This is a genomic window from Cohnella sp. GCM10012308, assembly GCF_042649185.1.
In the GTDB taxonomy this organism is placed as follows: domain Bacteria; phylum Bacillota; class Bacilli; order Paenibacillales; family Paenibacillaceae; genus Cohnella.
The window spans coordinates 38,909-64,000 of the sequence record NZ_JBHRYU010000028.1 but is presented as its reverse complement, the minus strand read 5'-3'; the positions used below and the strand labels follow the sequence as shown (position 1 = coordinate 64,000).

The following is a 25,092-nucleotide window of genomic DNA, read 5'->3' as shown; positions in this document are numbered from 1 at the left end:
GCATGGAACCCCGTTCCCCTTCTACTGCTGATCCCGGTAAGCGCTTAGCGTAAGCCCGGTCATTTTTTTAAACAGCTTGCCGAAATAGCTCGGATCGGAATAACCGACCTGCTCGCACACCTCGTAGAACTTGATGCGGGGATCTCGCAGCAGCTCCTTCGCTTTCTCGATGCGGACCTTCATCAAGTATTCGTAAATCGTCTCCCCGGTCTCTTGCTTGAACAAGAGGCTGACGTACGTTTGGCTGAGGTAGACGCTGGCCGCGATCTCCGCGACCGATAAGTTTTTGGCATAATTCTCGCCTATGTATTTCTGCGTATGCTCGATGACGTTGCTCGACCGTCCGCTTCGCTTCTCCTGGATCCAGCCGCATATGCCGAATAAGTAATCGCTTACGAAGCGCTGCAGCTCCGCCTTCGTCTCCAGCTTCAGCAGCCCATCCAGCGCCCGAGCCTCCTGTTCTTCCTTTTCGCGGGTAAGCAGGTTAAGTTCAAGCAGCAGCCTCCCGGCGAGCGCGATCATTTGCAATCCCGCATGCCGGACGTATTTGAAGCCTTCCTTGCGGATCGGCGCCAGCGCCTCGAAGATGCCGTCCAGCTCCGTCTCCAACCGGTGCTTCTCTCCCGACTTCAAGCCGGACAGCAGCCGTTCGCTCTGACGGGAATCGAACCGGATCGGGCCTGCCGATCCGCTTTCCAGGCTGTCCATCGTGATCACCTGATTTTTGCCCATATACCACTTTTGGTCCGCCGCTTCGCGGGCATGCCGGTAGGACGCAGGCAGTAAACCGATATGCTCGGCGCGCTCTCCGACGCCGATCGTCACGCCGATCTTCAGCCACCGCCGCACATTATCGCGAATCGCCTTTGCGAGCGAGAGCAGCGTATCCTCCGGATCCTGCAACCGGTCGTCAAGCACCAGCAGCGCTACATATTCGGCCGCTCTGTTCTCGAACGCATACCCGGGCAGAAACTGGTCGATCAGCTCCTGAATGATGTTCAAGAGCGAATAGGACAAGAGCTGCTTGTCCCTTTCCGAACGGCCGCCGTACACCTCCTCCGAATCGTCGACGGTGATGGCCAGCGCGAGATACGGCGTTTCGAGCGGCAGCGACAGATTGAGGAACGCCGCTCTTTCCTGCAGTTCGTCCGCATTTGCGATGCCGTCCTGGATCAACGACATCAGAAACTTCTCGCGAAGCAGCGGCATGCTCTGAGTCAGCTTGACCTGCATGTCCTTAAGCAGCTGCCGCTCCTTTTCTTTGGCATGCAGGTCCTGTACGACCCCTTCGATGACCTTCCGAAGCTCTGTCCGTTTGACCGGCTTGAAAATATAATCGGCAGCATGGATCTGCAAAGCCGAACGCAAATAATTCGCGTCGTTGTGGCCGCTGATGAATACGATCTTCGTCTCGGGGAACCGCTCCCGAACGTCCCTCGACATCCGGATGCCGTCCATCGCCGGCATCATCACGTCCGTCAGCACGATGTCGGGCTTCACCCGTTCGATCAGCTCAAGTCCCGTATCGCCGTCGTCCGCCGTGCCGGCCAATACGATTCCGTATTCGCCCCAATCCACGAATTTGCCAAGCCCGTCCCGGACGGCCGGCTCATCGTCGATAATGACCAACTTATACATCAATCCAGCCTCCCTAGCCGCGCATGAAGGAGCGATATAACGAAAAAATGCACAAACGGCTTTCGCTGTTGCTCCGGCGCGCGAACCCGTTTGTGCTTGTAAAGACGATTTTTGCGTTCGAATCACTTGCGGGCGTTTTTCAAAAACACCACATTCTGTTGTCCCAGCGCTTCATGCAGTTCATCCGCGCCGACATGCTCCAGCGCGATTCCTTGATCCGACGCGATCGAGGCAGCGATGCCTGCCGCCTGACCGAGCGCATAACACGTCGCCTGAACCCGCATCGACGACATGGCCACATGCGTGGCCGATATCGAGCGCCCCGCTACGAGCAAGCCTTGCACGCCTTGCGGAAGCAGACAGCGGTAAGGGATATCGTACCCTTTCACTTCCCGCTCGTCGGTGCCTGCCTTGCCGTCCGGATTGTGAATATCGATCTCGTAATTCGTCTGCGCCACGACATCGTCGAATCTTCGGCTGGACAGGATATCGTCCTCCGTCAGCGTGTAAAGACCGACAATCTGATTCGTCTCCCTGACGCCGACCTGCCCCGGAATATGGGACAGCGCATAGTTCTCGAACCCGTTGCGCTGCAAAAAGTCGGCGACGGAGAACGCTTGCCGCAGCGATTCCTTTTCCGCATAGCTGACGTCCTCGACTTTGGCTCCGTTCCCCTTCACCCGGGTCATGTTGACGAGCAGATTGCCCGGCTCGCTTTGCTCCCAATGAAGCAATCTTCCTTGCGGCAGTTCGGATACGCGCTCGTAATGATAACAGCCCTCCGGCAGCTGCCGTATGGCGGGCTGGCCGGTATTTTGCATCATGAACATCAGCGTCATGGGCTGGGTCATCCCGTCGGCTTCGCGCCCCGACGTGTACTCGGCTCCCGCCTCGATCGCCACGCGCCCGTCTCCCGTGCAGTCGATGAACACGTCCGCTTCAAACGCCAGCAGTCCTTCGCGCGAATTCGCGATGACCGCCTTGACCTGTCCCTGTTCGGTGACGGTTCCCGCGCAGCTGACGTGGAACAACACCCGGACGCCTTCCTTTTCGAGCTTCTCGTTCAAGTAGTGCCGCAGTCGGAACGGACTGTACTGCGGCCAGATCGAGCCTTTGTGATCGTCCGGAACCGCCTGCTGCGGCAGCGCCTCGGAGATGATCTCGCGATAGATGCCCGTCACGTTGCCGACGCCCATAAACACGCTTACATTTCCCAAGGTGCCCATCCCGCCCAACTGTCCGGATTGCTCGAGCAGCGTGACTTTTTTTCCGCGCCTTGCTGCCGCGATCGCGGCAGCCACTCCCGCTGGACCGCCTCCTACGACCAAAATATCCGCTTTCTCATAGACGGCCACGTTTTTCTGGAATGCGTAATGATTCATTCGGACAACCTCCCTTTGCTCCCCATGATATCCTCTATTATCAGATGTTTTGGAAACGGCCTACAGGGTGGATCCTACTATTTCCGGTGTTATCCTATGCAAAAAATGCCGCGGCTTAAACGGCAATGCGATTGAAGCAACATCCTGATACTACCATTTATTTGAAAGGGATGACATACGCAATTTCGTCTCATTTATCGGCGTTCGGTGACCGTCAATGACCTTCGACGACCATGGATAACCTTCGATGACCATGGATGACCTTCGATGACCATCGATGACTATCGATGACTATCGATGACTATCGATGACGCCCTTCTCGCCTGAGCCGATGGGATAATGGAACAACTTGCAAAAAAACAATCCCCCGGCTTCAAAAGAGCCGAGGGATTGCTTGGGCCGGCGAGCGGGATGCCGCCGGGACGATCTTATACTTCTTCGATGCCGACCCAGGCGCCGCGCTCGATCGACAGATCGACCGCTTCGAGCACCTCTTGGCAGCGTACGCCGTCCAGGAACGTCGGCGCGAACGGCGAACCGGTCGCCATATGTTGCAGGAATTCGTACACGATGTGCACGAAGCCGTGCTCGTAGCCGATGATGTGACCGGTCGGCCACCAGTTGGCTGCGTATTTGTGCGACGGATCGGTCGCCAGGATCGTGCGGAAGCCCGCCAGCTCGGGCTCGTCCTCGCGGAAGTAAACCTCGAGCTCGTTCAGACGCTCCAGATCCCAGCGCAGGGTACCCTTGCTGCCGTGAATTTCGAACGTGTTATGGTTTTTGCGGCCAGCCGCGAAGCGCGTGGCGATAAATACGCCCATCGCGCCGTTCTTGAAGTCGGCCAGGAAGCCGGTGGCGTCGTCTACGGTCACTTCGCCCATCTCAGACGTGCCCGTGCCGGACAAGCCGGAGGTCGACGACGGGATCGGACGCTGCTTCACGAACGTCCGGCTGTGGCCGACGACGCGGTCGAACTCGCCGATCAGGAAGCGGGCGAGGTCGATGCTGTGCGCGTTCAGGTCGCCGTGCGTGCCGGAACCGGCGACTTCCTTCTTGAGGCGCCAGGCGAGCGGCGCTTCGGGATCGACCAGCCAGTCTTGCAGGTAGGTCGCGCGGTAGTGATGGATCTCGCCGAGCTTGCCGCTCTCGATGATCTGCTTGGCCAGTTGTACGGCCGGCAGGAAGCGGTAGTTGAAGCAGATGGCATGCTTGACGCCCGCTTTGTCGGCGGCGGCGAGCATTTCGCGCGCGTCGGCCAGGTTCAGCGCCAGCGGCTTTTCGCAGAAGACATGCTTGCCCGCTTCGATGGCAGCCAGCGCGATCTCCTTGTGCGCGTCGCTCGGCGCGTTGATGTCGATGAAGTCGATATCGTCGCGCGCAACCAGCTTGCGCCAGTCGGTCTCATAGCTTTCCCAGCCGAACTTGTCCGCAGCTTCCTTGACGCCATGCTCGTCCCGTCCGCAGATCGCCTTCATGACGACCGGCGCTTCGAGATCGAAGAACATGCCGACGTCCTTGTACGCATGACTGTGCGCTTTGCCCATGAACTTGTAGCCGACCATGCCGACGTTCAACGTTTTTTTGTTTACGCCCACCACATTTCACCCGCGCTTTCCTTGAGAATGAGGCCGTTCAGGAAGCCCGCGGCTTTGGTGAAGCCTTCGTTCACGCTCATGATGCCGTCCTCGTGCTCGATGCTGATGACGCCGTCGTAGCCGACCAGGCGCAGCGTGCTGACGAGATTTTTCCAGAACTCGTCGTCATGGCCGTAGCCGACCGTGCGGAAGACGAACGAACGGTTCAAGATGTCGCCATAGTGCTTCGTGTCGAGCACGCCGTTGAGCGCGGTGTTGCGCGCGTCGATCTTCGTGTCCTTGGCATGCACGTGGAAGATCGAATCGCTGAGCGCCTTTACGCACTCGATCGGATCCATGCCCTGCCAGAACAGGTGGGACGGATCGAAGTTGACGCCGATATTGTCGCCGGCTTCGCGGCGGAGGCGCAGCGCGGTCTCGGTATTGTAGACGAGGAAGCCCGGGTGGGATTCGATGGCGACGCGCACGCCGTGCTTGCGGCAGAACGCGGATTGCTCTTTCCAATAAGGAATCGCGATTTCGTTCCACTGCCACTCGAGCACGGTGAGGAAGTCCGGCGGCCAAGGGCAGGTAACCCAGGACGGATATTTGGAATTCTCCGATTCGCCAGGGCAGCCGGAGAACGTGATGACGGTGTCGACGCCCAGTTTTTCAGCCAGTTGGACGGTAGCGACGAAGTCTTCGTGATCGGACTTGGCAACGCTTGCATCGGGGTGCAACGGATTGCCGTGCACGCTCAGCGCGCTGATCGTCATGCCGCGGGAATCGACCGCATTTTTAATGCGCGCAATCGCGGCTTCGTCATTCAGCACTTCCCGCGCGTTAACGTGCGAGGTGCCTGGAAAACCGCCGCAGCCGAGTTCTACGGCTTCGAGACCGGCCGCTTTGGCCGTATCCAGCGCGGATTCGAGGTCCTGCTGGCCGAACAATACGAGAAATACTCCCAATTTCACGAGCGCTTCACCCAACCTTTCAAAATTAGAGGTCCTTGCAGTCTTTGTTTATCCAGCAAACTTAGTTTACAGGAACGGTCGCCGGAAGTCATCTCCGTTTTGCGGGAAAACGGAGATGACTTCCGGCGACGCGGTTAAACTTGATGCTAAAGCGGGGCTTAAGAGAAGGAGATCGCTTGTCCCTTGTTCGCGGATTCGTAGATCGCTTCGAGAATCTGCTGCACCACGTAGCCTTGGCGGGCGGTGACGACCGGCGCTTGATCGTTCAGGATGGCGTCGATCCAGGCGCGCGCCTCGCGCTCGGCGGAGTCGCTCGGCATCGACGGATCGAACTGATTGCCGAGCAGAATCTCCTTGGTGTAAAGCTGGCCGTGTTCCTCTCCGTTGACGCGCAGGCCGCCCTTCATGTCCGCGCCGGCCTTGGAGCCGTGCAGCGTCACCTTGGCCTCGTCCACGTCAAGCGTGTTGAGCGCCCAGCTCGATTCGACCCATACGGTCGCGCCGCTTTTCATCGTGATCATCGCGAATGCCGAATCCTCGACGGTGAACGCCTCCGGATTCCAGTTGCCCCAAGCATTGGCAGGACTGCCTTGCTCGGCTAGCTTGCGGTAGGTCGTCCCGAGCACGGTCTTGGGCTCGTAGTTGTCCATCATCCACAGCGCCAGATCGAGCGCGTGCGTGCCGATGTCGATCAGCGGGCCTCCGCCCTGCTTCTCCAGATCGAGGAACACGCCCCAGGTCGGCACCGCGCGGCGGCGGACCGCATGCGCCTTGGCGAGATAGACCTCTCCGAGCTCGCCGCCGCGGCAGGCGGCGTACAGCCAGCGGCTGTCGGCGCGATAGCGGTTCTGGTAGGCGATGCTCAGCTTGCGGCCGGTGCGCTCGGACACTTCAAGCATACGCTGGGCGTCGGCGGACGTCTTGGCCATCGGCTTTTCGCAGAGCACGTGCTTGCCCGCTTCCATCGCGGCGATCGAGATCTCGGCATGCGTATCGTTCGGCGTGCACACGTGCACGACATGGACGTCGGGATCGTGGAGCAGCGCCTGCACATTGTCGTAGACGCGCGCGTCCGGCGTGCCGTACTTGTTCTTGGCGTCGTGCGCCCGCTCTTGGGATACGTCGAAAAACGCGGTTATTTTAGCTTCGGGAATCTTGGCGAGCGACGGCAGATGCTTGCCGAAGGCGATGCCTCCGCAGCCGATCATGCCCACGTGCACTTGACTCAAAAGGTTGTCCTCCTTGAATGTTCGCGCTGATAGAACTACAATTCAAGTATATCATTCATCTAACGGATTCCCATGTGCAATGGTGCGCGGTCGTTATGCGATTTTGGTCAGGGAGGCCACCCGGCATGCAGGCAAGACAGGAGAAAATCGAATACGAGAATCCGCTGCTCTCGATCAAGGTATGGCAGGCGATGCGCCAGGCCGATCTGCTCTACGGCTGGCATCACCACCCGGAGTGCGAGCTGCTGCTCGTTCAGAGCGGCCGTCTCGACGTCGAAGTCAACGGCGAGACGCATGTCATGCGGGAAGGCGACGTCGTCGTGCTGGGCAGCTCGCAGCTTCACCGCGACCGGAGCTACGGAGACTCCCAGGTGCAGTATCTTGTGCTGCAGTTCGATCTCCAGTCCTTTTTCGACCAGAGCACGATCTCGTATCTGCAGTACTTCAACGAGACCAAGGTCCCGCTGAGCGCCATGAACTACCTGTTCAAGGAAAACGCTGTCGCGCGACGCGAGGCGGCGACCTGCATCGCGGAGATCTACGAAGAAGCCCGGCGGAAGGAAGCGGGCTACGAGCTCGCGGTCAATCTGCTGATCAAAAAAATTCTGCTCGTCATGATCCGTCACGATAAAATGGGGCTCCTCGCGGGCCAGGACCGCGTCGAACGCATCCGGCTCCGGCCCGTGCTCGACTACGTGGAGTCCGGCATTACCGGACGCGTCACCGTAGAGGATGCCTGCCGGCTGGCGAATATGAGCTATTATTATTTCGTGAAGTTTTTTAAAAAGTCGATGGGCATCTCGTTCACCGAATACGTCAACTTCCGCAAGATCAAGACCGCCGAGCAGCTGCTGCTCACCCGCGATCTCAGCGTCAGCGAGGTCGGGGACCGCATCGGCATGCCGAACATGGCGCATTTCTACAAGATGTTCAAGCGATTCAATAACTGTTCGCCCAAGGAGTTCCAGCGCAAGATGCTGGCCTGGGGCAGATAATCGAGAAACCGTCAGGGGTAGATCGCCCTGACGGTTTTTTAAGTTTGGCGGGTATCCGGAACTGGAGTCGCGCGGAACGGCTGCCGTCGGCTCATCCGACAGCCGATCGCATAGCCCCGCGTATGTCCTCCTCGCGTCGTTCTTTCGCCTTAATGCCTGCAAATATACATCCTTTTATGCCGATGTCGACCCGCTTGGACAAAATAAATGTCAAAGTGCAGTTATTTCCCTTCATTAGCCCGATTTCCGGCTTGCGCTTTGCATTTACCTGCATATTTGCAGGCATTTCATCACGTGTCGCGCGTCGGCAGAAAATACATGTACAAATGCAGGTTTTTTAGACCGCCAAACTTTTGAAAACACCAGTACGGAGATAACGCGCTTCATTTCCAGGTGACACTAGAGAACCCCGAAGCTTGTTGGCCTGTTTAGCCCGTAACCTAGTTAATAACTTCCTTACGGTCCGAAACGATCGCAATTCGATCAATATTTACGAAATAGCGCTTCCGGTGTCCGGTGTCCGGTGTCCGGTGTCCGGTGTCCGGTGTCCGGTGTCCGGTGTCCGGTGTCCGCTGTCTGCTGTCCGCTGTCCCGCTCCGCGTTCCCCTGTTTCCCGCAACCATTCTGTCCTTCGTTTGCCGGGCCTGCCAACCGCTTTCCCATTTCCATTTTTAATTCTCGTCCTCGTAAACGCGCACGCGTTTCTGCTTCGTGCCGCCCGGCGCCGGCTTGCCGCCGCGCGCTCCCGCTTCCTTGGCGAGCCGCTTGCCGGCGCGCTGCTCCTTCTGCGCGAGACGCGCCAGCTCCCGCTCGGTCTTGCGGTAGTTCGCGTAGCGCGCCGGATCGAGCGCGCCTCCATCCAGCGCCTCCCGCACGGCGCAGCCCTGCTCGGCCTCGTGCCGGCAATCGCGGAAACGGCACGACGAAGCCAGCGCTTCGATATCGGAAAACGTCGCCTGCCAGCCGTCCTCCGATTCCCATAGCTGCAGCTCCCGCATGCCCGGCGTGTCGAGCCATACGACGCCCGAGGGCAACACGAACAGTTCGCGATGCGTCGTCGTATGACGGCCTCGGGCGTCGTCCTCGCGAATGCTTTGCACCGCTTGCCGGCGTTCGCCCGCCAGCCAGTTGAGCAGCGTGGACTTTCCTACGCCGGACGAGCCCGTCGCGCCCACCGTCGTGCCCGGTGCCAGATACGGAGCCAGCGCTTCCCGTCCTTGATCCAGCAGCGCGCTGACCGGGAAGACCGGCACCCCCGGCGCAATCCCACTCGCTTCCCGGACATACCGTTCCGGCTCCTCGCATAGATCCGCCTTCGTCAGCAGCAGCACCGGCTTCGCGCCGCCCTCGCGCACGGCGATCAGATAGCGTTCGATGCGGCGCAGATTCCAATCCTCGTTCAGCGAGACAACGATAAACACCGTATCGAGATTCGCGCCGATGATCTGCTCGTCCGGACGGCTGCCCGCCGCCCGCCGCAAGATCGCCGTCCGTCTCGCCAGCAGCGCGTGGACGACGGCGTGCGAATCACCGTCCGGCAGCTCGGCGGCCACCCAGTCTCCCACAGCCGGATAATCTCCCGGCGTCGCCGCCGTATAAGCAAACTTGCCGGACACCTCTGCCAGCCGTTCTCCCCATGGCGTCGCGATGCGGTACTGATGGCTGAACTGGGCGACGATTCGCGCGGGCGCCAGTTTTTTTCCCATCGGCGGCAGCGCCGCATATTCCTTGTCCCGCGACTCGTCCCAGCCGTAAATCTCCATTTCCGGCCAAGCGGTTTTTGTTTGTTCGTTCATTCGGTCGATAACCCCTTTAATGGTTTAATTTTCGTTTTTGATCAAACGGTAGACAATTTAAAAAACACAAAAAGCCGCAGGTCCCCCTGCGGCCGGACGGAATCCCCTCTCCAAGCACGACCAAGCGCGACGCCAATCGTCGTGCTCAAGCTGCACACGCAGTCAAAGCGACCGCTCAAGCGAAGGGTTTCCGCGCAACAAAAAACCGCGGGGACCTGTCGGTCTCCGCGGCAGCCGGCCATGATGGCCGAAAAAAGGCTTAGTCTCCCAAGCCGGCTCCGTTCGAGACCGATGCATACGCGACGGACGGCAGCACAATCGGCGCTACGCTCAACATATAACATCAGCCTCCTTCTCATAGATGGTTCATATTATAAGCATTCAAGAAACAAAATGTCAATCGCGAACTCATGCTTGGACGCCCGGCTTGGCCAGGGCTGCCCAGCCTTCGCGGTCCAGCTCCCTTCTGACGACCGTCATGCGCCCCAGCCCGTACGCGCGCTCCGCCAGTACGGGATTCGGCGATGCTTCAAGCTCCGGTACATCGTCAATGAAGCGGCTGTCCACCCAGCCGAGCACCTCACGGAAAATCGCCGGCACCTTGCTTAAATAGACATTGTCGCGATTACGCCGGAAAAGGTCGGAGGTGGCCACCAGATGGCCGCCTCCCTTGACGAAGGCGATCAGCGCCTCCTCCAGCGCGTCGTCGTGCAGAATTTGCAGCGGCAGCAGCAGCTTGCGGACGCCTGCGATCGCCGCCGGTTCGAACAGGACGCTTACCGAAGAACTCTTGCTGAAGACGCTCCCGTAAACGGTTCGGTGAACGTATTTGAAGTAGTCGGCCGGATCGGCTTTCGAGATCTGGTAGGCCCAGGCGCATTCGAAATCGTAGTACACGCCGATGCCGGAGTCTTGTACCTGCAGCGGTTCCGGCGTGGCGTCGCGGGAGTCCGCCCAGCGTTTGACCGCGCCGTACCCCGGCAGCGGGTCCCCGGTGACGGCCAGCAGCGCGCCCTTTGCCGTTTCCTGCTCCTGCCCCCACGGAAACACGCGGAACTTGAACAGGCTGAACCATTCGCAGCCGCGCGAACGCATCAGGTCCATCTCGGCCGGCAGCGCCGCGCTTCCCGTGCCGTACTCCATCACCCAGAACGGGCGGTTCAACAGCGACCGGCAGGCGTCCGCGTAGAAGGCGATCTCCTCCTCGTCGCTGCTGTAAATATCGATGCCGACGACGTCGCTGCAGGCGAACAGCTTCGCCCAGTCCACGTTGTCCCCCCAGTTGAACATAAAGGCGTTCGTCGTGATCGGCGCCTTCGTATAGCGGCGGAGCGTCTTGACCTGGCTCCGGTGGAAATCCGTCATCGCCTTGGAGGAAAATCGGCGGAACGCCAGCTCCAGGCTCGGGTGCGGCCACATCATGACGTCGCAGTCGATCGGCGCAGGCAGCCGGATCTGATCGAAGCGCTGATACGTTTGCGACCAGAAAGCGGTGCCCCAGCGCTCGTTAAGGACGCCTATGTCCCCGAACTCCTCTTCCAAATAAGCTTGGAATGCTTTTTTGGACGCGTCGCCGTAGTCGTATTTCGTCTCTCCGCCGAACTCGTTGTCGATCTGCCAGCCGATGACTGCCGGATCGCCGCCGTAGCGCTTGCCCATCTCATCTACGATCCGCAGAGAGTACCTCTTATAGGCATCCGAGCTGTAGCAGCGCTGCTGCCTTGCGCCGTGGGCGATCGTCCTTCCGTTCTTGCCGACGGGCAGCACGTCCGGGTAACGCTCGGTGAGCCAGACCGGCGGCGTCGCGGTCGGCGTGCACAGCATGACCCACAGCCCGTGCGCCTCGGCCGCCCTGATGCTGTCGTCCAGCCAGCCCCAATCGTAGACGCCGTCCTCCGGCTCCATCTTCGCCCAGGCGAACTCCGCGATGCGGATGCATTCGATGCCCGCCTCCCGTATCAGCCGGAAGTCCCTCGCCCATTCCTCCTGCGGATGATAATCCGGGTAATAAGCGGTTGCCAGCTTCACGCCGTCGCCTCCTCCTCTAAGCCGCATTCATATGCGAAAACCGGACCGCCCGGCACGTGCTGTGTGCCGTCGGGCAGCACGACGACGACCGGAACGCCTTCCGGCGCTTCGCCGTTCAGCGCGAACCGCGTTCTCCCGTTCGTTTCGTACAGCCTCCACGAAACTTTAACGAGACCCGCAGGCGTCTTCGCCTCGCCGCTCGCCCAGGTCAGTCCGCCCGTGCGCGGCGCGACCCGGACGGTGCGATAACCCGGCTCCTCCGGCTGAACGCCGAGCGTCTCGGCGACGTATTCGTACAACGGCAGCGCGCCCCAGCCGTGGCAATCGCTGCGCTGCTGCACGGGATCCTCGACCCAGGCGGTCAGATGCAGGCCGACCTGCTCCCGCCATGGCTGCCAAAGAGCGTCGGCATAACCGTACAGCCCCGTCTTGGCCGCCGCCCGGAACAAATAATGCGCCATCGAGAACGACGCCTTCGGCAGGTCGGTCCGCGCCAGCATCCGCTCCAGCAATTCGCGGGCTTCCCCGCCTTGGACGGCATCCGCGAGCACGGCCCAAATCTGCGTATGCTGGCTGAACTGCGCGACCTGCGGGCCGTCCCGGTACAGTTGCTCCGCTTCGTCGAAGCAAGTCCGGCGAACGGCCCCTAGCACGGCCTCCGCGCGCTGCCTATACTCGGCCGCCGTGTCGCCGCGGCCCGACCATGCGTTCAGATCCGCCGCTTCGCGAAGCGCGGCCGCGTACATTAGGTTGTAGACGGTGAGCGGGCCCTGCACCTTGGCAGGCGGCGCTCCGGCAGTCGCGTTCCACTCCGTCACCCAGTCGACGAACGACCAATAGGCTTCGGGCATAGGTCCGACCAGGCCGTCTTTCCCGATCCGCCGGTCGAACCAGCCGACTATGGCGTCCGCCGTCGACAGGTATCTGCGCACGAGCGCATTGTCGCCGAAGTGACGGTAATGATCGTGCACCATCATAACCCAGTACAGCGCGAAGCCGGGAATAAACTGCCCGTTCACCGAAGGATACCGGCTTTGAATCAGACCCGAAGGCGTCAGCGAGCTGTGAAAATCGTGAATCGTCTTGCGCGCCAGGCGATCGTCTGCACTGACGGCGTAGGTGAACAGCGCCTGCGACTTGGCATCCATAACGTACTGCATTTGCTCGTAATACGGCGTGTCCTCGTACGTATCCTGCATGCAGCGGCGCAGCGTATTCAAGCTGATATCCCACAGCTCGCCGGACAATGGATCGGACGTCTCCACTTGCGAGACGGCATCCAATGGATATCCCGTCTCCGCATAGCTGAGGTCAACGACCGTCAGCGGCGCGTCTGCGGCCTGCACGGACAAGCGCACGAAGCGAAACGCCCGCCTTCCCATGGGCTCGTAGACCTCCGGGTCGTCCGGCGTACCGGCGCCGCCAGGCAAGTACGCATCCTCGTTGCCGCGCAGCAACTTGTCCGCGGGATCGTCGCGCACGCCGCGGCGGTTGCCGCCGTGATCCGCGGGATTCTCGTATTCGTACGCTTCCGAATACAGCAGCGAGACCCGCGCTCCCGCGCCGCCGGCGACAGCCAGCCGCACGTAGCCGGTCGTCATCAGCCCGGCATCGAGCTCCGCCCAGGCTGATTGACCCGGCGCCAGCTCAAGCGGAAACGGCAGCGCCGCCGCAGTGCCACCACCGTGTGCTCCGCCCGCCGGTACGCCTTGCGCTGCCGGCAAATCCCCGCTTCGTATCACGCGCGCGAACGCCCTCGGCGTCTCGCGCATGCGGGGGATCGGACTCGCCGCCAACTGCCAGGGGCTGACCTGGCCGTATAGCCGGTCAAGCGGCTCCGTCGCGACCGGCCGTTCCCAGGACGCGTCGTCGAAGCCCGCCTCCCGCCAGCCCGCCGGCAGCAGGTCGCCGCGCACTTCCTCCGTGCCGCCGACGAACAGCGTCCCGACCTCCGGTCCGATTCGGACGGCCCGCAGCGGCAGCGCCATCCAGCGGTCGTCCGAGTCGAGCCGCGTCAATTCCCTGCCGGCTTCGTCCTCCAGCGCGCCCTGAATCCACAAGCCGCCATAATCCGCCCGCCCTTCGGACGCCGGACCGACCTCCGCGCCCGGCATGCCCGCCAGACGGGGATAATGCACGACCTCCGCCGCGAGCACGTTGGCGCCCGGCACGAGCTTATCGCCCACGTCGAGCGAATCGTAATACTGCGCCCAGACATCGCCTTTGATCGGTCCCCTCGCGATCAGGTTGCCGTTCAGATAAAGCCGGAATTTGCTGTCCGCGGACACGTCCAGCTTCAGTCCGGCCCCTTCCTCCGGCACCTGGAATTCGCGCCGGAACAGCGCCCGCTGCTGACGCACGCCCCCTTCCAACTCTCCGCGCAGCGACTTGGGCCAGATCCAGCCAGCCCGCCATTCTCTAAGTTCGTCCATGCGATCCCCTCTTTTCCGCAGGCGCGGCGACTTCCCTCATCCCGCTCCTGCCCGATATTCGCCTGCGCTCACCCCGGTGAACGCTTTAAAGCGCTTGTAAAACCAGTCCAGTTCAGTATAGCCTACGCTTGACGCAATCTCGTAAACTTTTAAATCCGTCTCGCGCAGCATGCGCTTGGCATGCGCCATCCGGACCTGCAGCAGATAATCGTTAAAAGACAGGCCGGTTACGGACTTGAACAGTTTGCCGAGATGATTCGGGTTCAGAAACACGCGGTCCGCAATGCTCCTTAAGCTGAGGTTCTCGCCGTAATGCGCTTCGATCATCGCCTTCGCCTCCGCGATCACCCGGTTCGGCTTGACGGCGCGCATCCGCGCCAGCTGCTCGAGCACGCCGATATATTTGCCCTCGGCGAACCGAAGCAGCTCGTCCGCGGTCCTGGACGTCATGACGCGCCCGTAATCGCCGATCTCGCGCGCGAACAGCGGGCTCGGGTCGGCGCCCTGCTCCTTCAGCAGCTGATGCAGCTGAACAAGCGCGTACAATATCGCCGTCCGCATCGCGCCGGCGCTCAGGCCGCTGTGCGGCAGCGACCGGCGCATGCTCGCGAGCGCCTGCTCCGTCGCGGCGCGATCCTGGCTGCGCACCGCCGCGAGCACGCGTTCGAGCTGCGCCATGAACGCTTTGACCGGCTCCGCCGGGCGACCTTGCGCGTCGCCGCCTTCCGCCGGCGGCTCCAGCCGGCGCAGCACCGCGGCGCCGCCTTGCAAAAACTTGGCGGCCAACGCTTCCTCGGCCGCCGCGTAGGACTCGGCCGCGCGCGCCGGATCCGCCACCGCGTGCCCGACGCCCACGCTCACCGTCTCCTTCGCGTAGAGCGCGACCGATTCGGCGATGCGAGCCGCCAGCGCCTCCGACGTTCGATCCGCTTCCGCCACCCGATCCGCACCTGCCACCCGGTCCGCTTCCGCCACCCGGAGCACGATGCCATATCGGTCCTCGCTAGCCTCGAACAGCGAACCGACGCCCATGCAGACCTCTTCGGCGATATTTTGCACGGCAAACCGCTTCAGCGCGATGTCCCGCTCCGACAACGCCGCGCCGCCATAGACGAAGTCCATCTCGATCAGCAGGCAGGCGTACGAGCCGCCCCGCTCCTTCCAGGGCAGCAGGTCGCGCAGCGCCTCCAGCTCATCCGCGTCAGCCTGTCCTTGCGTCCAACGTCGCAGCAGCAGCTCCCGCTGCAGCGACTCGCCAAGATGCTGCCGGCGGTCCTGCCGGCTTCGGGCGGCGAGCTCCGACGAGACGCGGCGGAGCAGCGCCTCCAGGTCGTCTTCGTCGACCGGCTTCAGCAGATAGTCCTTGACGCCCATCTTCATGCCCTGACGCGCATACTCGAAATCGTCGTAGCCGCTCAAGATTACGACGGCCGCATCGGAAAATTCCCGCAGCCGCTCCACGAACGCAAGACCGTTCATGACCGGCATCCGGATGTCTGTCAGCACGAGCGAGATCGGCTGCGCCTTCATGACCGCGAGCGCTTCGGCCCCGTCGGCCGCCTCCGCGGCGATCCGGTAGCCGAGCGATTTCCAGTCGATCAGATAGCGGAGCGACTGGCGGGCGAGCGGCTCGTCGTCAACGATCAATACGCTATACATCGCGCTCCCCCTCCTCCCTGTGCGTAAGCGGAATGACCAGGCGCACGGTAACCCCTGTCCCCGGCGCCGACTCAATTGCGAGACCGTTGTCGTCGCCGTATCTCGCTTTAAGCCTCGCGTGAACGTTGCGCAGCCCGATATGCGAATCGCTGCTCAGCGCATCCTCCGCGAGAGAACGCTCCACCTCGGCCAACCGCTCCGGCGTCATCCCGAGGCCGTCGTCTCCCACGACGAGCCGCAGCGCGCCGGAGACGACCTCGCCGTCGATCCAGATCCGGCATTCGTTCGGACTGAGCTCGATGCCGTGCGTAATCGCGTTTTCGACGAGCGGCTGCAGGCTGAGCTTCGGCAACCGCGCGTCCCTCGCTTCGTCGGGCACGTCGATCCGGTACGTGAACTTGTGACCGAACCTGTACTGCTGAATCTGCAGGTAGCTATCGACGAACTCCAGCTCCTCGGACAGCGCGACCGTCTGGCCGCCGCTCTTCAGCATCATGCGGAACGACTTCGCCAGCAGGCCGACGACCTTCGCGGTATCCCGCTCGCCGACGATCAGCAGCTTGCCGCGGATCATGTTGAGCACGTTGAAAAGGAAATGCGGATTGATCTGCGTCTGCAGCGCGTACAGCTCGACCTCCTTCGTCCGCAGCTCCTGCCCCTTGCGGTCGATCTCCGATTGGTACACCTCCTGAATCAGCGTCCCCACGCGGCGGACCATGACGTTGAACATTTCGCCGAGCTGCGCGACCTCATCCTTGCCCCGGACCTCGACGAAGTTCTGGAAGTTATCCTTATGGATTCGCTTCATCTTGGACGCGAGCTCCGACAGACGGCGGGTCATGCCGACGGAGATGGCGGAGATCAGCAAGCCGGAGATGACGAAGGCAAGCAGAAACAACAAAATCGCGAGCGACCGCAGCTGCTCGAGCTTGGGCTGCAGCTGCGTCACCGGGATAAAGGTGAGCACCTTCATGCCCTTGACGACGTTGCGGGAGCTAAGCGACCGGTACACGATCTCATAGAGCTCCCCGTCCATTTCATAACGGAAGCTGCCGTCCAGGCCCTCGATTTTCGAAAAGAAGGGCAAGTCCTGAAGCCTGGCGAGCGGCTTCGGCCGGCTTCGATCGCTATCCATCATGACCGTGCCGTCCGCCATGGCGAACAGATAACGCTTGCTCTTGCCCTCCTCGTTAATGAGATCGTAGAGCACCTGCTGCTTGATCTCGAGCGATACGATCTTGAGCGAATCGTTCACATAGTTGTTGAGCCGCTTGCGGTAGCTGATGACGGCCTGATTTTCCCCGATGAGCGCATACGGACCGGTCCAATAGCCGCCGGACCTGCCGCCTATGACCTTCGGGTACCAGTCCGACTTTTTGACGTCGTCGTCGATGAGCAGAATGTCGCCGAACAGAAACGTGTCGTTCGTCGTATACAGATTGAGATGAGCGACGTCGCGCGTCGTGCGCACGGCCGAGATGAAAGGCTGGTAATATTCGGCGTAGTCGTCGTATGCGTCCTTGTAATCGTCATACCGCGTTTCCAGAATGCTGTCGATCGTGTTGTTCAGGAAAAGCGTGTTGGGAATCAATTCGTAGGATTCGAGCTTGTTGTCGAGATTGTTGGCCACCTGCGACAGCGACAGGGAAGCATTCTCGATGACCCGCTCGTAGACGAGCGCGCTGCTTCGCTGCACGAGCAAATAGGTCACCGATCCCAGCAGAAACAGAACGATGAACAGGTTGGCGAGAATGAGCTTGGTCCGAATTTTCATGCGTCGCCGCTCCCGGCTTACCGGGCTTTTGCAAGCCCTTTCTTGGTAAAGATAATACTCCTTGCCCGTCTTGCCAGACAAGGAGTAAATCCTGCTTTTTTGGCTGCAGCTCGGCCATTGACTTGCGAGGTGCCCTCCTGCGTTAACGGGTCAGAAGCTCATCCCCCGATCGTGCTCTCGTACGTCGCGTTAAAATCCGCCCACAGCTGCGTATACGCGTTGTTCATGTCGTCGAGTCCGTTCTTCTGGATCGAACCGACCATCGTCGTCCAAGCGCTCTCGAACTCGTCGTCGCTCTTGCTCATCACGATCTTCGGCAGATTTTTGCGCCATGCGTCGTCGATCTTCTGCTGCTGCACCTTGACGCTCTCCGGCGGCGTGAGCTGCCACAGATAGCCCGGCACGAAGTTGACCGGCGGCAGGAAGTCCGCCCAGACCTGCTTGCCGTATGCGGCCAACGTCGCCTTTGTCGTCTCGTCGTACGTCTGCACGACGGAATCCTTGGTGAGCGGCGTCGCGTAGTCGCCGTCGGCGAGCTTGGCGCCGTTGCCGATGCCGAACCAGGGCGATCCGCCCGTGCCCGTGCTCTTGAAGCCGCGCTTGTAGTCCACGTCGGGATCCGAGCTGCGCTGCGCGAGCAAGCCGTCCGCCACCGTTCTCTTGCCGCCTTGTACCGTATAATCTTCGCCTTCGATGCCCCACTGCGTCAGCACTTGCCCTTCGTCGGAGAACAGATAGTCGATGAACTGAATGACGCGTTCCGGATGTTTGGCGCCGGCGCTGATCGTCCAGGATAGCCCCCCGCCGGCCGTCGGCGTCATGGCGTTGGAGTGGTCGTCGACGTTCTCGTTCGCATAGATCGGCAAATGCGCGTACGTGCTGCCCGGCTTGCCTGCGGCGCGCAGCGCCTTCTCCGAGTCCCCGAGGAACCAGCCCGGCGCATAAGCGGCGATCACGCGGCCTTGAGAGATTTTTCCCTGAATGCTGTCCAGCGAGAACGCTTCTTTGTCGAACAAGCCGTCGCGGTAAAGCTTGTTAAGGAATTTGTAATAGCTCTTGGCATCCTCGGTCACGGGAATGTAATTGACGTCCCCATTGTCCTGTACCTTAAAGTTGCCGTTGTCCGGCCAGCCGTTGGAGCTGACGATCGGATTGTTGAAGGAAATGTTCATCGTATAGCTCAGCATCGCGGCCGCAAAGCCGATCGTGTCCTTGCCGTCGACCTTCGGATGCTTTTCCTTGTAAGTCTTGATGAGTTCGTACAGCTGGTCGAGCGTCTTGACCTGCGGGTAACCGGCCTCCTTCAGCACATCCTGCTGGATGATGAAGCTGCCCGTGGCGTCCGGCGAGGCCTCCTGGCTGGCATTGACGTTGTAAAGGGCGTAGATTTTGCCGTCCTTGTCCTTCAATAGGTTGTAATACTTGCCGAACTTCTCCTTGATATGCGGACCGTATTGATCGATGAGATCGTTTAACGGGATGATCGCGCCGGCGTCCTTGTACTTTTGCGTGTACTTGGGATCAAGCGAGATAATGTCGGGATAATCGTTCGAAGCCAGCCACAAATCCCACTTTTGAAACTGATCGCCTACGGTCAGGTCGTATTTCAAGCTGACGCCGGTTTTCTCGGTCAGCTTCTTCGTGATCGGCGATTCCCAGTTAAGCTTGTCGTCCGTCGTGTTGATCGTGTAGGTGACCGGCGTCAGATCCTGCGTCGGCGCGGCGCTGGCCGAGGCTGGGCTGTCCGATGCTGAGCCGGACGAGGCAGCCGAGCTTGAAGCGGGAGCGCTTTCAGATGGGCTGGCGGAAGGCGAGGCGCCTTCATTGTCGTTGCCCGAGCAGCCCGTGGCGAGACCTGCGAGCAGGACCACCGAGGTGCCGAGCGCGAAGCCGTATTTCCGTTTGACCATTGTCATAGGACACCCTCTCAATCTATGTGTGAAATTATATATCAACGGAAGGGTTCTCCCGTATGATACCGCTATTCTTTCATAGCGCCAATCGTAATTCCTTTGACGAAGTACTTCTGCAGAAACGGGTAAACGAACAGGATCGGCAGCGTGACCACCATCGTGATCGCCGCCCGGATCGACTCCGGATTGTTGCGGATCGCCTGGACGTTGGCATGCCCGTTGTCGCTGACGATCTCGTTGGCCGACTGGATCAGCACCTTCTGGAGCGTGTACTGCAGCAGGCTTAAATTATGATTGCGGCTGGCGTACAAATAGTTGTCGAACCAGGAGTTCCAGTGCATGACCGCGATAAAAAGGGCGATCGTGGACAGCACCGGCAGGCTGATCTGGAGCACGATGCGGAACAAAACCTGGAAGTCGCTCGCGCCGTCGATTTTCGCCGACTCCGTGATGCCGTCGGGAAGCTGCTCGAAGTAGCTTCGCATGATGATGACGTTGTAGACGCTGATGAGCAATGGCAAAATGTAAACGGCAAAATGATTCATCAGATGCAGGTTGCGGATGAGCAGATAGGTCGGAATGAGGCCGCCGTTGACGTACATCGTGAGGACGAGGACGACATTCAGCTGTTTGCGGAGAAAAAATTCCTTTCGGCTGAGCGCATAAGCGAGTAGCGTCGTACAGAACAGCCCGAGCGCCGTGCCGAGCAGCGTCCGAATGACCGAGCGCACGCCCGCCATCAGAAGGCCGTTCTCGCGAAAGATAATTTCGTAGTTCAGCAGCGTCCACTTCCGCGGCAAGAAGTAGATGCCGCCGCGCATCGTGTCAAGCGTGTCGTTCAGCGAGATCGCGAGCAAATTAAGAAAAGGAAACACCGTGGCGAATCCGAGCAATGCGAGAAAAACGTAATTGATGGTGCTGAACGCGTAGTCGCCGCGGGCGCGGTTCATGAGTTCGCATCTCCTTCCTTGCCGCCGGCCGCCGTTAGAACAGCCGGCTTTGATTGGTCTTGCGGGCCAGGTAATTGACGCCCAGCACCATCAGCACGCTGACGACGGATTTGAACATGCTGATCGCCACGCCGTACGAATAATCGCCGATTTGCTGCGAATACCGGAGCGCGTACAGATCGAGCACCTCCGAATAATCGATCGTCATCGCGTTGCCGAGCAAAAACTGCGACTCGTACCCGCTCTGGATGATCCAGCCGACCGAGATGATGAGCAGCAGGATCGCCGTCGGCATCAGCCCGGGAATCGAGATGTAGCGCATTTTCGCCCAGCGGCTCGCGCCGTCCACTTCCGCGGCTTCGTAATGCTCCGGATTAAGCCCGCCCAGTATGGCCAGGTAGATGATCGTGTTCCATCCGACTTCCTTCCACAGGTTGGCGATCGTATGGATGAGCCAGAACAGCTTCGGGTTGGACATAAAGTAGTAAGGGTCGTTCAGTATGCCGATCTGGACGAGCATCTGGTTGAGCGTTCCGCCGTCCGGGGACAGCAGCTGCGTGACGATGTTGGCGATGACCACCCAGGACACGAAGTGGGGAATGTACGTAATGGTCTGGATCGTCCGTTTGAAAAATCGCGCCCTGACCTCGTTCAGCAGCAGCGCGAGCGCGATGGCGCCTGCGAACGAGACGACCAGATTGAGCACGCCCATGACGAGCGTATTGCGGAGCACGTGGTAGAACTGCTGGTCCTTGAACAGCAGCTTGAAGTTGTCCAGCCCCGCGAACGGACTGTGCAGGATGCCTTTTCCCAGCGTGTACTTTTGAAACGCCATGATCCAGCCCCACAGCGGGACGTAGGAGAACAAAATGACGATCAGTACGAACGGAATGGACATGATCAGCAATTGATGCTGGCTTGCGATCAATGCGCCCAGGCTTTGCTTGCGCCGAGGCTTCTGCCGGATTGCCTCTGCCTGAGACGGGACAAGGCTTTTCGCGTTATCGGCCATCTCTTGATCCCTCTTTCTTGCCTGATCTGTCTGCTGCTTATAATCTGATTATGCGCTCGGTTGCATGAGCCAACAACCCGCCTGATCCGCTTCCTTCACCCCTCAAACGAAAGGCCGGATCAACTCGGGCAGCAAGTTAATCGCTAGCCGATCGGCCGCTCGTAGACTCGAATTCCATTCGCTTCAAGCAAAATTTCTCCGTCCTCCATGATGCCCGCGATCAGCTCGTCCATTGGCTCGGCAAGCGCGAGTTGCGATGGCTGCTCGTTATGGTTGAGGACGAAAATATATTCTTTTTCGCCGTTTCTTCTGCGCGCGATCTCTACGCCTTCCGGCGCAGTAATACCTTGGATCGGCATCACGCCTGCCCCCGCGCAGATCCGATCCATCAGCGCCGTCATCAGAGCCGGCGTCGGCTCCGTGGCCAAGTAATAGGCGGTTCCGTTCCCGTACGCATGCCGGGTAGCCGCAGGCGTATCCGCGAAAAAATCGTCCGCGTACCAGGCTATTGCCTCCGCGCCTTCGAGCGCAAGAATGTCGTACCAAACGCGTCCCGCGAAACCTTCCGGAGCGACCTCCCCTTGTTCGAGCGTGACCGCGCGCGCGTCCGCTTGCCGCAGCGATCCGTAATCGGCCACGCGAAGTCCGAGCAATTGTCTGTACGCGCCCGGGATCGTCCGCTCCTCCATCCGATTGTCGGGTCGCTTAATGCCCGCCCGGAAGTCCAGGACGACCGTACCGCCGGCTTTAGCATACTTGTAGAGCGCCTCGGCCCCCGCCGGATGCGTCAGCATTTCGTGCGGGGCGACGACAAGGCGATAGGACCCGAGCGGCGCGTCCGGCGCCACGATGTCCGCCGGTATATGCCGCTCGTAGAAGTATCTGCAATACGTCTTGAAGTGCGCCATATATCGATGGCCAAAAGACTGCGGCTGGATGTCCATCGTCCATTCGTTGTCGTACGACCTCAGGATGGCGACCTCCGCGCCCGAACCTGCGCCAAGCCATCTGCCGGACAGCCGCTGCAGCTCTGCGCCCGTTTGTTTGGCCTCTTCGTATCTTCGTCCCGGGATGCCGTCATGGGGCAGCAAACCGTGCCAGTACTGCTCGGCCCCGAACAAGCACGTCCGCCACCGGAAATAAACAATGGCGTCCGCGCCGTGCGCAACGGCCTGGTATGTCCACCTTCGAAGCTCGCCGGGCTTCGGCATCGCAAAGATGAAGTTTCCGCCGGGCGAGCCGCTCTGCTGCTCCATAACCCAGAACGGCTGACGCTTCAGCCCCCAGGTCATATCGTGCTGAACGGCCGGGTTAAGCGGATCCGCCTTCTCGTCGAAGTGCAGATTCGGATAGTTGTCCCATGACGCAAAGTCAAGCTGCGACGCCAGCTTGTAAGCGTCAACCTCTGCAAAGTAACCCATGAAGTTGTGCGTGATCGGTTTGTCCGGCGACTCTCGCCGCAGGATGTCGGCCTGCACCTGCTGGTACTCGGCGACCGAGTCGGAAGCAAAGCGCATATAATCCAGATGAAGTCCGGGATTATGCATCGGGAACACCGTATATGCCGGCAGTACGATCTCTTCCCAATCGTTGTAGACATGACTCCAAAATACCGTTCCCCACGCTTCGTTTAACGTGCCGATATCGCCGTACTTGTTTTTCAGCCATCTTTGAAAAGCCCCGCGGCAATTGTCGCAGTAGCATCGAATCGTATCCGTGCAGCCGAACTCATTGTCGATCTGCCAGGCGACGATATTGTCGTGCCTGCCGTACCGCTTCGCCATTCGCTCCACGATATCGGCGCTCATTCGCCGGTATCCGGCATGGTTGTAGCAATAATGACGGCGGTTGCCGAAGCCCCTCGCATGACCCTTATCGTCCCTCATGTACAAATCCGGATTGCGGTCCATGAGCCACTTGGGCGGCGTTGCGGTAGGCGTTCCAAGCACCGCTTGAATGCCATGCGCTTCGAGCAAGCCGATGATCTCGTCCAACCACGACCAATCGTATTCGCCAGGGCGCGGCTCCATTTTCGACCAGGCAAACTCCGCGATCCGCACGACATTGACGCCCGCTTCTCGCATAAGCGCCGCATCCATCGCCCAACGCGCCTTCGGCCAATGCTCCGGATAATAACAAACGCCATATAACATGGCACACCCTCCCTCCGGTTCCTTCTATTATCAGCGCGCGACGCCGCAGCGGACACCGGAGGAATCAGAGGAATTAGCCCGCCAAGTTAGGGGAGAGGATACTGTAGCCAATCATAAATCCCATTTTTTTACACAAGTAAAATACCACACTCTATTTCCACGCTTCATCCCATTATCCCATCGAGTCAGCCAGCCGGTTTCTGCGCTTCGTTCCACTATCCCATCGAGTCAGCTATCCGATTTTTGCGCTTCGTACCACTATCCCATCGGTTCAGCTATCCGATTTTTGCGCTTCGTACCACTATCCCATCGGTTCAGCTATCCGATTTTTGCGCTTCGTACCACTATCCCATCGGTTCAGCTATCCGATTTATGCGCTCCGTACCATTATCCCATCGAATAAGCCGTCATTATATTGTTAGCACTGCCAATATCCATTTCACCTATCTGGAATTTTTATGAAAACTCGCATCAAAAGCACTTGAAAAGAGAACAAATGTTCTATATTATAGTAAAAAAGGGCTCCGGGAGGCGCATCATGACAGTTGAAGCTGATACTTATGAGCAGTTTTGCCTGCAGTTCTCATCGGATGCTGCATGTGCTCGAGCGCTTTTTGCGCTTCGCTGGCCCGATGGATTTCGCTGTCCTGCCTGCCGCTGCAGCAGCTTCTCTCTTATACGAACCCGGCGGCTCCCACTGTATCAGTGCGCCTCGTGCCGTCGTCAGACCTCCATTATTTCCGGCACCATCATGGAAGGAAGCCGCACGCCGCTGCCCCTTTGGTTCCAGGCGATGTTTCTGCTCTCTCGGCCGGGCGGTCTCAGCGCGCTTCGCCTTTCCGATATAATTACGGTTACTTATAAGACGGCTTGGCACATCGCGCAAAAGATTAGATTCGCGCTCCAATCTGCCGAAGCCTCGGGCCTCATCGAATCTGATTATAGGCTCGACGCATTTTATTATGGTTCGCCTATCTATCAAGACGCCCGGCAGCCAGTGTTGATCGGCGCCTCTTTAAACGAGCAAGAGAAGCCAGACCGCGTCGTGCTACATCAACCGGAGCCGGCGCATGTCGACCCGGTTAACAGGAGAGTCATGGCGTCGGGTTACCATGCATTCGCTCGCAAGCACGCCGTGCCGCATGCCGTTCCTACAAGCGATCGCTTCGGCAAGATGCATGCCGCTTTTTTCCCGATTGCGAAAAATGTTTGCGCATGGCTGAACGATACCTTCAACGGAATCGGGGCCAAGCATCTGCAGGCGTATCTAGACGAGTATGCGTTCCGATTGAACAAGCAATTGCAATCCGCCTCTGTTCTGCCCATTTTAATGCGTTGGTGTGCGGTGACGCGCGCCATTCAATACAACGAGCTTATAAAGCCGAAGCCCGTACTTGTCGTGCCATGGATTTACTTTGGCAGCAGATCGCGGTGGAAGGGTCATCATATGAGCAGATGGGGAGCGTGAACGGTTAGAGCTTGCGATTTTTAATACTTGTAAACGTCCGGTTTTCTTACTCCCGCCTAGCTGACGCAATGGGATAATGGAATGAAGTAGAAAAAAAGAGTATACGCCCTCCCCT

The 25,092-nt window shown here is 59.7% G+C and carries 16 protein-coding genes; 2 read left to right on the top strand and 14 right to left on the bottom strand.

The genetic code is table 11. The annotated features are described in order from the left end of the window. Positions 1 to 21: 21 nt before the first annotated feature. The 5 genes from ACFOTD_RS24875 to ACFOTD_RS24855 form a co-directional block, all read right to left on the bottom strand. Positions 22 to 1,638 carry a response regulator gene (locus tag ACFOTD_RS24875; protein WP_378122642.1) on the bottom strand — a complete coding sequence of 539 codons (1,617 nt, stop codon included), beginning with the start codon at positions 1,636 to 1,638 and terminating at the stop codon, positions 22 to 24. 122 nt (positions 1,639 to 1,760) lie between these two features. Then, entirely contained in the window at positions 1,761 to 3,020 is a 1,260-nt protein-coding gene (locus tag ACFOTD_RS24870) for an FAD-dependent oxidoreductase (protein WP_378122641.1), read from the bottom strand. A gap of 428 nt (positions 3,021 to 3,448) precedes the next feature. Next, on the bottom strand, positions 3,449 to 4,582 hold the full coding sequence (locus ACFOTD_RS24865; RefSeq protein ID WP_378122675.1) for a Gfo/Idh/MocA family protein: 1,134 nt from the start codon (positions 4,580 to 4,582) through the stop codon (positions 3,449 to 3,451). 23 nt (positions 4,583 to 4,605) lie between these two features. After that, complete coding sequence (locus ACFOTD_RS24860) at positions 4,606 to 5,568, bottom strand: sugar phosphate isomerase/epimerase family protein (RefSeq protein WP_378122640.1); 963 nt, start codon at positions 5,566 to 5,568, stop codon at positions 4,606 to 4,608. Between the two features lie 158 nt (positions 5,569 to 5,726). Beyond that, positions 5,727 to 6,797: a Gfo/Idh/MocA family protein gene (locus ACFOTD_RS24855; protein ID WP_378122639.1), complete on the bottom strand. Its 1,071-nt coding sequence runs from the start codon at positions 6,795 to 6,797 to the stop codon at positions 5,727 to 5,729. A gap of 125 nt (positions 6,798 to 6,922) precedes the next feature. On the opposite strand from ACFOTD_RS24855, the gene ACFOTD_RS24850 reads away from it, so the two are divergent. After that, on the top strand, positions 6,923 to 7,792 hold the full coding sequence (locus ACFOTD_RS24850) for an AraC family transcriptional regulator (RefSeq protein ID WP_378122638.1): 870 nt from the start codon (positions 6,923 to 6,925) through the stop codon (positions 7,790 to 7,792). A 671-nt stretch (positions 7,793 to 8,463) separates the two neighbouring features. Here ACFOTD_RS24850 and rsgA read toward each other — a convergent pair. The 9 genes from rsgA to ACFOTD_RS24805 all read right to left on the bottom strand — a co-directional run bounded on the left by rsgA (position 8,464) and on the right by ACFOTD_RS24805 (position 23,509). Further along, positions 8,464 to 9,588: a ribosome small subunit-dependent GTPase A gene (rsgA, locus tag ACFOTD_RS24845; RefSeq protein WP_378122637.1), complete on the bottom strand. Its 1,125-nt coding sequence runs from the start codon at positions 9,586 to 9,588 to the stop codon at positions 8,464 to 8,466. Between the two features lie 408 nt (positions 9,589 to 9,996). Next, entirely contained in the window at positions 9,997 to 11,616 is a 1,620-nt protein-coding gene (locus ACFOTD_RS24840; protein ID WP_378122636.1) for a beta-galactosidase, read from the bottom strand. After that, the gene (locus ACFOTD_RS24835) at positions 11,613 to 14,048 is read right to left on the bottom strand and encodes an alpha-L-rhamnosidase-related protein (RefSeq protein ID WP_378122635.1); all 2,436 of its coding nucleotides are present in this window, start codon (positions 14,046 to 14,048) and stop codon (positions 11,613 to 11,615) included. The genes ACFOTD_RS24840 and ACFOTD_RS24835 overlap by 4 nt, the downstream gene beginning before the upstream one ends. 36 nt (positions 14,049 to 14,084) lie before the next feature. Further along, on the bottom strand, positions 14,085 to 15,707 hold the full coding sequence (locus tag ACFOTD_RS24830; protein WP_378122634.1) for a response regulator transcription factor: 1,623 nt from the start codon (positions 15,705 to 15,707) through the stop codon (positions 14,085 to 14,087). Further along, positions 15,700 to 17,481, bottom strand: coding sequence for a sensor histidine kinase (locus ACFOTD_RS24825; protein WP_378122633.1), 1,782 nt, complete (start codon positions 17,479 to 17,481; stop codon positions 15,700 to 15,702). Before ACFOTD_RS24825 ends, ACFOTD_RS24830 begins: the two co-directional genes overlap by 8 nt. A 158-nt stretch (positions 17,482 to 17,639) precedes the next feature. Further along, positions 17,640 to 19,397, bottom strand: a complete 1,758-nt coding sequence (locus ACFOTD_RS24820; protein ID WP_378122632.1) for an extracellular solute-binding protein — start codon at positions 19,395 to 19,397, stop codon at positions 17,640 to 17,642. Positions 19,398 to 19,462: 65 nt separating this feature from the next. Next, positions 19,463 to 20,344, bottom strand: a complete 882-nt coding sequence (locus ACFOTD_RS24815; RefSeq protein ID WP_378122631.1) for a carbohydrate ABC transporter permease — start codon at positions 20,342 to 20,344, stop codon at positions 19,463 to 19,465. 34 nt (positions 20,345 to 20,378) lie between these two features. Further along, the gene (locus ACFOTD_RS24810; RefSeq protein ID WP_378122630.1) at positions 20,379 to 21,356 is read right to left on the bottom strand and encodes an ABC transporter permease; all 978 of its coding nucleotides are present in this window, start codon (positions 21,354 to 21,356) and stop codon (positions 20,379 to 20,381) included. Positions 21,357 to 21,499: 143 nt separating this feature from the next. Continuing rightward, on the bottom strand, positions 21,500 to 23,509 hold the full coding sequence (locus tag ACFOTD_RS24805; RefSeq protein WP_378122629.1) for a beta-galactosidase: 2,010 nt from the start codon (positions 23,507 to 23,509) through the stop codon (positions 21,500 to 21,502). A gap of 538 nt (positions 23,510 to 24,047) precedes the next feature. On the opposite strand from ACFOTD_RS24805, the gene ACFOTD_RS24800 reads away from it, so the two are divergent. Then, positions 24,048 to 24,977 (top strand): transposase, encoded by a 930-nt coding sequence (locus ACFOTD_RS24800; protein ID WP_378122628.1) that lies wholly within the window; start codon positions 24,048 to 24,050, stop codon positions 24,975 to 24,977. Positions 24,978 to 25,092 lie beyond the last annotated feature (115 nt).

Coding starts and splice junctions, on each gene's coding strand:
- ACFOTD_RS24875 (WP_378122642.1), bottom strand. CDS start 1,638: ATGTATAAGTTGGTCATTATCGACGATGAGCCGGCCGTCCGGGACGGG.
- ACFOTD_RS24870 (WP_378122641.1), bottom strand. CDS start 3,020: ATGAATCATTACGCATTCCAGAAAAACGTGGCCGTCTATGAGAAAGCG.
- ACFOTD_RS24865 (WP_378122675.1), bottom strand. CDS start 4,582: ATGGTCGGCTACAAGTTCATGGGCAAAGCGCACAGTCATGCGTACAAG.
- ACFOTD_RS24850 (WP_378122638.1), top strand. CDS start 6,923: ATGCAGGCAAGACAGGAGAAAATCGAATACGAGAATCCGCTGCTCTCG.
- rsgA (WP_378122637.1), bottom strand. CDS start 9,588: ATGAACGAACAAACAAAAACCGCTTGGCCGGAAATGGAGATTTACGGC.
- ACFOTD_RS24835 (WP_378122635.1), bottom strand. CDS start 14,048: ATGGACGAACTTAGAGAATGGCGGGCTGGCTGGATCTGGCCCAAGTCG.
- ACFOTD_RS24830 (WP_378122634.1), bottom strand. CDS start 15,707: ATGTATAGCGTATTGATCGTTGACGACGAGCCGCTCGCCCGCCAGTCG.
- ACFOTD_RS24825 (WP_378122633.1), bottom strand. CDS start 17,481: ATGAAAATTCGGACCAAGCTCATTCTCGCCAACCTGTTCATCGTTCTG.
- ACFOTD_RS24820 (WP_378122632.1), bottom strand. CDS start 19,397: ATGACAATGGTCAAACGGAAATACGGCTTCGCGCTCGGCACCTCGGTG.
- ACFOTD_RS24815 (WP_378122631.1), bottom strand. CDS start 20,344: ATGAACCGCGCCCGCGGCGACTACGCGTTCAGCACCATCAATTACGTT.
- ACFOTD_RS24810 (WP_378122630.1), bottom strand. CDS start 21,356: ATGGCCGATAACGCGAAAAGCCTTGTCCCGTCTCAGGCAGAGGCAATC.
- ACFOTD_RS24805 (WP_378122629.1), bottom strand. CDS start 23,509: ATGTTATATGGCGTTTGTTATTATCCGGAGCATTGGCCGAAGGCGCGT.
- ACFOTD_RS24800 (WP_378122628.1), top strand. CDS start 24,048: ATGACAGTTGAAGCTGATACTTATGAGCAGTTTTGCCTGCAGTTCTCA.